General features: G+C 64.2%; 7 protein-coding genes and 1 pseudogene. 2 read left to right on the top strand and 6 right to left on the bottom strand.

The features are described 5' to 3' along the window. Positions 1-132: 132 nt before the first annotated feature. Entirely contained in the window at positions 133-912 is a 780-nt protein-coding gene (locus AC630_RS22900; RefSeq protein ID WP_083636352.1) for an ABC transporter substrate-binding protein, read from the bottom strand. Positions 913-1,381: 469 nt separating this feature from the next. On the opposite strand from AC630_RS22900, the gene AC630_RS22890 reads away from it, so the two are divergent. Beyond that, positions 1,382-1,681, top strand: a complete 300-nt coding sequence (locus AC630_RS22890; RefSeq protein ID WP_074120707.1) for a hypothetical protein — start codon at positions 1,382-1,384, stop codon at positions 1,679-1,681. A 60-nt stretch (positions 1,682-1,741) separates the two neighbouring features. On the opposite strand, the pseudogene AC630_RS22885 reads toward AC630_RS22890, so the two are convergent. Next, positions 1,742-2,335: pseudogene (locus AC630_RS22885) on the bottom strand (SDR family NAD(P)-dependent oxidoreductase); the annotation flags it as partial. A 101-nt stretch (positions 2,336-2,436) separates the two neighbouring features. Between AC630_RS22885 and AC630_RS22880 the strand changes: the two are divergent. Then, positions 2,437-3,249: a class I SAM-dependent methyltransferase gene (locus AC630_RS22880; protein WP_074120706.1), complete on the top strand. Its 813-nt coding sequence runs from the start codon at positions 2,437-2,439 to the stop codon at positions 3,247-3,249. A gap of 36 nt (positions 3,250-3,285) precedes the next feature. Here the strand turns inward: AC630_RS22880 and AC630_RS22875 are convergent, their stop codons facing one another. The 4 genes from AC630_RS22875 to AC630_RS22860 all read right to left on the bottom strand — a co-directional run bounded on the left by AC630_RS22875 (position 3,286) and on the right by AC630_RS22860 (position 7,957). Next, on the bottom strand, positions 3,286-4,851 hold the full coding sequence (locus tag AC630_RS22875) for a L,D-transpeptidase (RefSeq protein ID WP_074120705.1): 1,566 nt from the start codon (positions 4,849-4,851) through the stop codon (positions 3,286-3,288). A 215-nt stretch (positions 4,852-5,066) separates the two neighbouring features. Then, entirely contained in the window at positions 5,067-5,285 is a 219-nt protein-coding gene (locus tag AC630_RS22870; protein ID WP_143198239.1) for a hypothetical protein, read from the bottom strand. A 149-nt stretch (positions 5,286-5,434) separates the two neighbouring features. Beyond that, on the bottom strand, positions 5,435-6,631 hold the full coding sequence (locus tag AC630_RS22865; RefSeq protein ID WP_074120703.1) for a CaiB/BaiF CoA transferase family protein: 1,197 nt from the start codon (positions 6,629-6,631) through the stop codon (positions 5,435-5,437). 102 nt (positions 6,632-6,733) lie between these two features. Continuing rightward, positions 6,734-7,957, bottom strand: a complete 1,224-nt coding sequence (locus AC630_RS22860) for an ABC transporter substrate-binding protein (RefSeq protein ID WP_074120714.1) — start codon at positions 7,955-7,957, stop codon at positions 6,734-6,736. Positions 7,958-8,167 lie beyond the last annotated feature (210 nt).

Genomic DNA, 8,167 nt, shown 5'->3' with positions numbered 1-8,167 from the left:
CTACACCATCAATGTGAGGGACGACCGCTTGCCTTCCAACCAAGCCGCGCGACGCGCGCATCAAACAGCGCGGTAGCTAGCGCGGCTTGGTTGGAAGGCCTCAGGGAGCCCGTTACCCCATCTACGTGTCTCTCACTCGCTCTTGCCGCCCTTCAGCTTCGGCAGCGTCTCGACGATCGTCTGCTTGCCGTCGACGATCTCGGCGAGGAAGCTGGCGCGGTCGATGTCACCGTTCTGGTCCCAGCTTGCTTCCTTCAAGATGCCGGGAGCCTCGTCGGGCGTCAGCGTCAGGCCCTTCATGGCCTTGCTGTCGAACTTGCCGATTTTTTCGGTGACGTGTTTGACGAGATAGACGGCAGTGTAGCCCTTGATGCCGTTGTGGTCGGGCCAGTACTTGTAGCGCGCGCTGAACTTCTTGGCGAACTCCTGGATCGCCGGCACGGGTGCATCGGCGCTGAGGCCGACATGACCGCGCACGCCATTGGCGGCGGAACCAGCAAGCTCAACCACCTTCTGACTGAGCAGCGTCGTCTCGCCGAACAGCGGCGTCGACAGGCCCTGTCGCTTGGCCTCGATCAGGAAGCGGGCGCTCTCCTCCTCGTTGGTGTAAACGAAGACTGCGTCAGCCTTCGCGCCCTTGAGCTTGATGACGTCGGAGCCGAAATCAACCTGCCCCTGCTCGCCCTGCTTCAGCGTATCGAGCAGGATGCGGCTGTCGCTGCCGTAACCGGTATTGGTCGCGACGACGAGCGCATGCCTGACGTCGAAAGCGTCGAACACGCGGATGAGCTGCGCCGCGGGCGCGATCTCCTGCCCGCTCGGCCGGTATGGCGTATCGTCGGAGTAGGGAAAGCGGATGGGATCGATGGCATGGATGTGGCAATCGATCCTTGGGGACGCCGGCAGTGTCATGCCCAAACTCCCCGGCGTCCATATCAGAATGTCGCCTCAATCGCCTCGATCAGTTCGGGCGTCACGTCGCTTTCGGCGACGGGAAATTAGGTCAGAAATCCAGCCCTTTTGGGTGCCTTGCCCGACGTTCGGATCACCGCAATAATACTCACACTCATTCAAAGGTAATCCGCCAGGCAATTGCGTAACGCGCTCCTTTCGGTGGGAGAATTGCAATGCCCGTATTGGACATGCCGCACTGGTTGATGATTGCAGGCTCCGCGTTGGTATTGGGCGGGCTCATTGGCCTAGGAATTAGCCGAAACAAGCAAGTTGAGAGCGAACCCGTTCCGCTTCCGGGTGACCTGGCGGCATGGAAGGCCGAGGGATCAAAGACCTCGAGCTTTGCGGCCGCCCGGGATTCGCACAGGTAAGCACTGACTGGCTAGCGCCCGCGGCCAATTCTGCGGAGCAGACTCTGGAGAGCCAGATGGCCCTGCACTTTAGGCGCGTCGATACTCCGGTGAATGCGCTCGAAATCTGGATGGCGAGCAGCGGCGGATTTTCGTTTGTGATCAGCAACGAAAGCCGCACGGGTCCCGGCCTTCACGGGAAGCCCGGCCTGGTTGCCTCATGGCGGCCCGTCCAAGTGAACAAGTCCGCAATCAAACTTGGCGGCTCTCCTTTCAACACCTTCGCTGAAGCTAAGGAGGCGTGCGAGGCTCTTCTGGAAACATTCGAGCAGATGAACGCATTGCGAGCTTCGACGATCGCGCCCTCGCCGCAATGAGGAGTCACTTCTGCTTAGCCGGGGCACCGAATTCCGCGGTACCGGGATTGCGCTCGCGTCTTACATTCCGCTCAGGCCGCTATCGACCGCGAGGGTCTGCGCGGTGACATAGACGCTCTCCTCCGACAGGAAGAACAGCACGGCGTAGGCGATCTCGCACGCGGTCGCCTGGCGGCCGAAGGGGACGTGGCCCTTGCCCCGATTAGGGCGGCCGGCGCCGGCTTCGCGGCCATTCGGGGTGTCGACGAGGCCGGGATAGACGAGGTTGGCGCGAATACCGCGACGCGATCCGAGATGGGCGATGTCGCGCACGAGGCCGCCGAGCGCGGCTTTCGACGAGTCATACACCGCCATCTGCGAGCCGGCCTTCAGCGCGGCGATCGAGGAGATGAATACGATCGCGCCGCCATTGCCGAACTTCGGCATGGCCGCGCGGCAGCACAGCATCGGGCCGCGAACATTGACGTCGTAGACCCTGTTCCACTCCTCGGGGCTGACGGCGTCGAGCCCGACCTTGCCGAAGGTGCCGATGTTCAGCACCATGCCGTCGAGGCCGCCCATGGCGCGATGCGCCTCCTCGGTCATGCGCAGGACGTCGGCCTCTGACGTGACGTCGGCCGCGATCGCAAATGCCTCGCCGCCTTCATCCGTGATATCGTAGGGTCTGTCGTTTCGCCTGGACAAGTCACGCCGTTCCGGGACGGCCGATCCGTGGTAACATGCTTCGTCCTGTCCCAGAGTTCAGCGAGGCAAGCATGTCCGCGTCCGACAAGGTCTTCGCCGGTTCGGTTCCGAAACTCTACGACGAGTATCTCGTCCCGCTGATCTTCTCCGTCTATGCCGACGACATCGCCAGGCGCGTAGCAGCACTGTCTCCTTCGGTCCTGCTCGAGATCGCGGCAGGCACCGGCGCCGTCACGCGAGCCGTGGCGGCGTTGCTGCCACCACGCGTCCGCTATGTTGCGACCGACCTCAACGAGCCGATGCTCGCCGTCGCGATGCAGCGTCAGGGTGAAGACCCGCGCATCTCCTGGCGTCAGGCGGATGCGTTGGCCTTGCCCTTCGACGACGCCGCGTTCGACGTCGTCTGCTGCCAGTTCGGCGCCATGTTCTTTCCAGATCGGACCAAGGGCCACGCGGAGGCGAGGCGGGTCTTGAAGCCGAATGGCACTTACCTCTTCAGTGTCTGGGACCGTATCGAAGACAATGTGTTCGCGGATGACGCGACGGTCACGCTCGGCAAGATGTTTCCCGACGATCCGCCCCTCTTTATGGCGCGGACGCCGCACGGCTATCACGACAAGGCCGTCATCAAGGCAGATCTCGAACGCGCAGGCTTCACCGAAATATCAATCGAAACGCAATCCACAATGAGCCGCGCGCCGTCGGCGGAATACGTGGCGGTCGCGTACTGCCAGGGAACGCCGCTGCGCGGCGAGATCGAGGCCAGGGATGCGAGCAAGCTTCAGGCTGCGACGGACGCCGTCGCCGAATCGATCCGGATGCGCCACGGCTCCGGGCCTGTCGAAGCCAGGATTCAGGCCCTGGTGATCACGGCGCGCCCATAGTGGCGGGCCTCGACCTGACGCGCCGCGACCTGCGCCCTACTGCCAGAAGCCCCGCTGCATCGGCTGCGCCGGCTGATAATACTGATACTGGCCGCGCTGGCGCGGATTGACCGGCTGCGGGTACGGATTGCGCTGCTGGAAGAAGAAGAAGGAGCCATTGCCGCCATTGTCCCAGCTGTCGTCGCTCGCCACGGCCATCGGCGGCGCGGTCGGCCTGCGGGTGATGAAGCCGCCTTGCGGATGATTGCTCAGCACCGCGACGAACTCGGTCCGGTAGTTGGTCTCGCTGCTCAACGGCTCGTCCGAGATGATGATCGACGAGCGCGGCAATGCGGTCGGCGCGATGCGGTCGAGAACTTCCTGCGGGATGGTGATGCGGTCGAGTGCGCCCTTGGCGTCGTCGCCGTCGTCGATCGTGACCATGCTCCAGCGCAGGCCTGCATCGTTCCTCGCCATCGCCGTGAAAATGTGCGTACCGAGCGGCTGGTCGGGATTACGAATCGTGACGGGAACCTCGATGCTGGTGTCGAACACCTCGCCGCCGCCGTCCGGCGCCGGCTTGTGCGTGTTCCGCCGCACGTAGATCTTCTGCGTCGCGCGGCTGATGTAGACCGAGACCGGCTCAAGCGCGAGTTTTGCGTCGGTCGCGGCCTTCACGGCATCGGTCTTCTTGGCCGCAGCTACCTTGGCGGCCTCCTTGGTGGCGGCGATGGCGTCGCGCTTCGGCTGCGCGGCGGCCTTGGCGGCATCGAGCTGCGTCGCTGCGTCGGCCGCCTTGGCGGCGGCCTTCTGCTTCAGCTCCTCGGCCTTGGCCCGGGCCTCATCGGTCTTTGCGGCTGCGAGCGTCTTGTCGGAAAAAGCGAGTTCGGCATCGGCGCGGGTCTTCTGCTGTTCCAGCTTGCGCAGCGACGCCGGGAGCGAGGCGGCCTCCTTCGCGGCCACCGCGGCGGCCTTCTTGGCTTCGTCGGCAGCCTGGGTCGCCTCCTCGGCCTCGGCGGAAAGCTTGTCGGCACGGGCCGGCGCCGCCGCGATTGCTTCGCGCTTCGGCACGAACAGCGAAGGGTGGGAGAAGTCGACCGGGGCTGCATCGTTCGGCGAGATGATCACTCGCATCCCGATCTGTGTCTTGTCGAAAAGACCCTCGGCAAAGCCGAAGGGCATCCGCACGCAACCGTGCGAGGCGGCATAGCCGGGCAGCGGCCCGCCATGCAGCGCGATGCCATTCCAGGTGATGCGCTGCATGTTCGGCATCCAGGCATCGTCATACATGGTCGAATGGTGGTCCTTGTCCTTCTCGACGATGGCGAAGACGCCGGCCGGCGTCTCGCGCCCCGTGGTGCCGGTCGACACCGGCGCACGGAAAATCCAGCCGTCGGCGTCGTAGAAGGTGACCCGCTGGCTCTTGATCGACACGATCGCCATGATGGGCTCACCGGCCTCGCGCGGCGCCACCGCCTCGGCCGGCTGGCGCGCCTGCTTGGCCGCTTCGGCGCTTGCGGTCAGTGCCGTCAGGGAGACCACCGCCGCGAGCGCGACAACTCCGGGGCGCCGCCAACGCCGCATCGCCGTGGTGGATTGCGCCGTCGTCATCAGGTCTTTCATGCCATTCCCCGGTCCAGCACCAGTCCGCGCCTTCAGTCGGTCAGATTGCGATCTTTGGATTAAGAAATCGCAGCCACCTTACGTTCCCTATTGGGCGATTTTCGGCACGTTCCGGCAGGCAATCTCTCATATACGACGGCCCGCGCAGGCGGAAGGTGGCCCAGCGCCGGGGCTGGTCCGAGGCTGGCGGCGCATAGCTGCGGCAGAATGTCCGGTTAGTGGGTCTGACGCCCGATCAGGCGCGTCATTGCAGCGCCGAACGCGCCGAACAGCGCAAAGGCCATGAGTGGCAGCGCGCGCGAGGCGGCCTGCCCGAGCGGTTCATGCTCCCTGACCACCAGCACAAGGAACACCGCGACGCTGAGAAGCACGCAGATAAAGGCTGCAGCGACACACAGCTTGCGCAACACGAAGGCAAGATCGGCCGTGGTCATGATCTGATCCGGGCGTTGACGAACGGAGCCCATGCTAGGCGCCCCGGCGCAGCAGAATGTGACCGGCATCACAGAGAATGACGTCACGCGCCCGTCATGTGGACGTCGCCCGAATGAGCGCGGTCCGCAATTTCGGTTCCTGAACGGCGCTACGACGGGACACCCACCGCCTTGCTGTCGACAGCCGCCTGGATTTCCGCCTCGCTCAGGCCGGCCTCGCGCAGCACCTCGCGCGAATGCTCACCGAGGCGCGGCGCCATACGGTGGATGCCCGCCGGGCTTTCGGAGAATTTCGTTGCGGGACGCGCCTGCCGAATGCGTCCTTCCGAGGGATGATCGATATCGGCAAACAACCCGACGGCGGCAAGATGCGGCTGCTCGCCGATCTCGGTCAGTCGGGCGAAGGCCGTGTGCGGCACGTCCAGCCGCAGCAATAACTCCTCCCACTCCGCCGTGGTGCGGGTCGGTCCAATCTCGCTCATGCGGTCGTAGATCCGGTCGATGTTCTGCGAGCGCAGCACAGGATCGCGCACGCCGAGTTCCTCGATCAGTTCGGCGCGGCCGACGGCTTCGAAGAAGGCGCACCAATTGTCCCCGGAATAAGGCAGCATCGTCAGCCAGCCGTCCTTCGTCTGCACCGGGCGTCGTTCTTTCATCCGCTTGTAGCCGGTCGGGCCGATCGGCGGATCGAATGCGTGCCCACCCAGCATCTCGATGCTGTTGAAGCCGGCGATTGTCTCCAGCATCGGCACTTCGACCATCTGGCCTTGCCCGGTGCGCTCGCGCCGGAACAAGGCAGCTGACACCGCGCCGACCATTGCCAGCGCACAGATCTTGTCACCGACGAGGCTCGGGATGAATTCCGGCTCCTCGTCCGATCCGATCGATGAGGCCAATCCCGAAGCCGCCTGGATGATCTCGTCGAAGGCAGGCCGCGCCGCCCACGGTCCGTCCTGGCCGAAGCCGGTCGCCGCAGCGTAAATCAGACGCGGATTGAGCTTCGAGCAGGCGTCATAGCCGAAGCCGAGCCGCGCCATCGCCGCCGGCCGCACATTGGTGACGAGCGCATCGACTGTCGGGATCAACCGCGCCAGCGCGGCCTTGCCGTCCGGATGCTTCAGATCGAGCGCGAGGCTGCGCTTGTTGCGATTGACCGCCATGAACTGACCGCTCATGCCGCGGTTTCGGAACACGCCCGTGTAGCGCCAGGTATCGCCCGCGGGCGGCTCGACCTTGATGACATCGGCGCCCCAGTCGCCGAGCATTTGCGCGGCATAGGGACCGAATAGCACGCTCGTCAGATCAAGAACGCGAATGCCGCTGAGGGGACCGGTCGGTGTCATCATCTCTTCACTGGGGCTGGAGGAAGCGATCACTGCGGGGCAAGGCACTCGACAAGACTAGCGGGCAAGGCCGGCGCCCTGCCCGCCCGTCACGATGCGTCGATACTATTCGCCGATAACGTCGCCGAACAGCTCCCAGGATTTTCCGTTGAAGCGCGCCATCTGCAACTGACGGATCGGCGTGACCTGCTCGGCCGAGGTGTTGAGCTTGATGCCCGGCAGCAGCATCGGCAGCTCGACGTCCTTGAACGACTGCGTCTGCTTCATCAGGTTCGCGCGCGTGAGGTCATTGCCGGCGCGCTGCAGCACCAGCTCCATCATCTGCGCCATGGTATAGCCGGTGACATTGAAGATGTCGGCCGGATCCGCGCCCGAATTGTAGGTCTTCATCCACTCGCGCCAGGCTTTCATGCCGGGATCATCGGCCCAGCGCGGATCGCCGGGATCCTTCTGGAACGCGCCAGTAACAATGCCGACGGCGTTGTCGAGACCGGCCGGCGTCAGCACGGAGCCGACGGAATTGGAGACGGCCGGAAGGATGATCTGCGGCTTCCAGCCGAGCTCGGCGACCTTCTTGATCGCCTGCGCCGCGAATTTCGGCGTGCACTCGTTGAACAGAACGTCGGCGCCGGCCGCCTTGAACTTGACGATCTGGGAGTCGACGGTCGGGTCCGTCGTCTCGTACACGGCTTCCGACACGATCTGGTTGACGTGCTCGCCGAGCCCTTCCTTGAAGCCTGCGAGATAGTCGCGCCCGGGATCCTCGTTCGGCGTGATGACGGCGATCTTGGCGTCGGGCTTGTTCGCCAGAATCCATTTGGCGTAGATCCGCCCCTCGGTCCTGTAGGTCGGCTGCGAACCGGTGGTCCAGGGGAAATGCTGCGGATCGTTCCAGCGGCTGGCTCCGCTCGACGGGAACAGCTGCGGGATCTTCTTGGCATTGAGATATTTCTGCGCCGCGATGTTCGGGCCGGTCCCGAGCATCGAGAACATCGCCAAGACCTCGTCGCTCTCGGCCAGGCGCCGCACCTGCTCGACCGTCTTCGACGGCGAATAGCCGTCGTCCATGCTGAGGAGTTCGATCTTGCGGCCGTTGATGCCGCCCTTGTCGTTGAGCATCTTGAAATAGCCGACTTCGGCGCGACCGATCGCCGAATAGGCCGAGGCCGGCCCCGAATACGGCATGGTCTGCCCGAGCTTGATCGTCGTGTCGGTCGCGCCCGTATCGTAGTTTCCGGCGATAGCGGCCGAAGCAGCCCCCAAGACCCCGAATGAGACTGCGAACAGAGCGACAGCTCCGCGAACCAGTCCGCGTTTATTTCCCGGCATGCTCGGCATCTCCTTCACAGGCAAAGTCGCATCGACGCGCGCGCTCACAGGCCGCCGTCGGCGTCCTCCACTGTCTTCTTGGTTATCGTCAGCCGCATCGATCACGATGTCGGCGGCCGGGACGATACCCCGATTACAAAGCGTGAGATGTAGCGGAGAATTCAGATGCGTATGCGCATCTTGCAGCCGTTCTATTTTGCGCGTTCGTCA

This window comes from Bradyrhizobium sp. AS23.2 (genome assembly GCF_001908185.1).
GTDB lineage: Bacteria > Pseudomonadota > Alphaproteobacteria > Rhizobiales > Xanthobacteraceae > Bradyrhizobium.
Note: the sequence above shows the minus strand (reverse complement) of the source record. Positions and strands in the feature narration are given on the sequence as shown.

Coding starts and splice junctions, on each gene's coding strand:
- AC630_RS22890 (WP_074120707.1), top strand. CDS start 1,382: ATGGCCCTGCACTTTAGGCGCGTCGATACTCCGGTGAATGCGCTCGAA.
- AC630_RS22870 (WP_143198239.1), bottom strand. CDS start 5,285: ATGACCACGGCCGATCTTGCCTTCGTGTTGCGCAAGCTGTGTGTCGCT.
- AC630_RS22880 (WP_074120706.1), top strand. CDS start 2,437: ATGTCCGCGTCCGACAAGGTCTTCGCCGGTTCGGTTCCGAAACTCTAC.
- AC630_RS22860 (WP_074120714.1), bottom strand. CDS start 7,957: ATGCCGGGAAATAAACGCGGACTGGTTCGCGGAGCTGTCGCTCTGTTC.
- AC630_RS22900 (WP_083636352.1), bottom strand. CDS start 912: ATGACACTGCCGGCGTCCCCAAGGATCGATTGCCACATCCATGCCATC.
- AC630_RS22875 (WP_074120705.1), bottom strand. CDS start 4,851: ATGAAAGACCTGATGACGACGGCGCAATCCACCACGGCGATGCGGCGT.
- AC630_RS22865 (WP_074120703.1), bottom strand. CDS start 6,631: ATGATGACACCGACCGGTCCCCTCAGCGGCATTCGCGTTCTTGATCTG.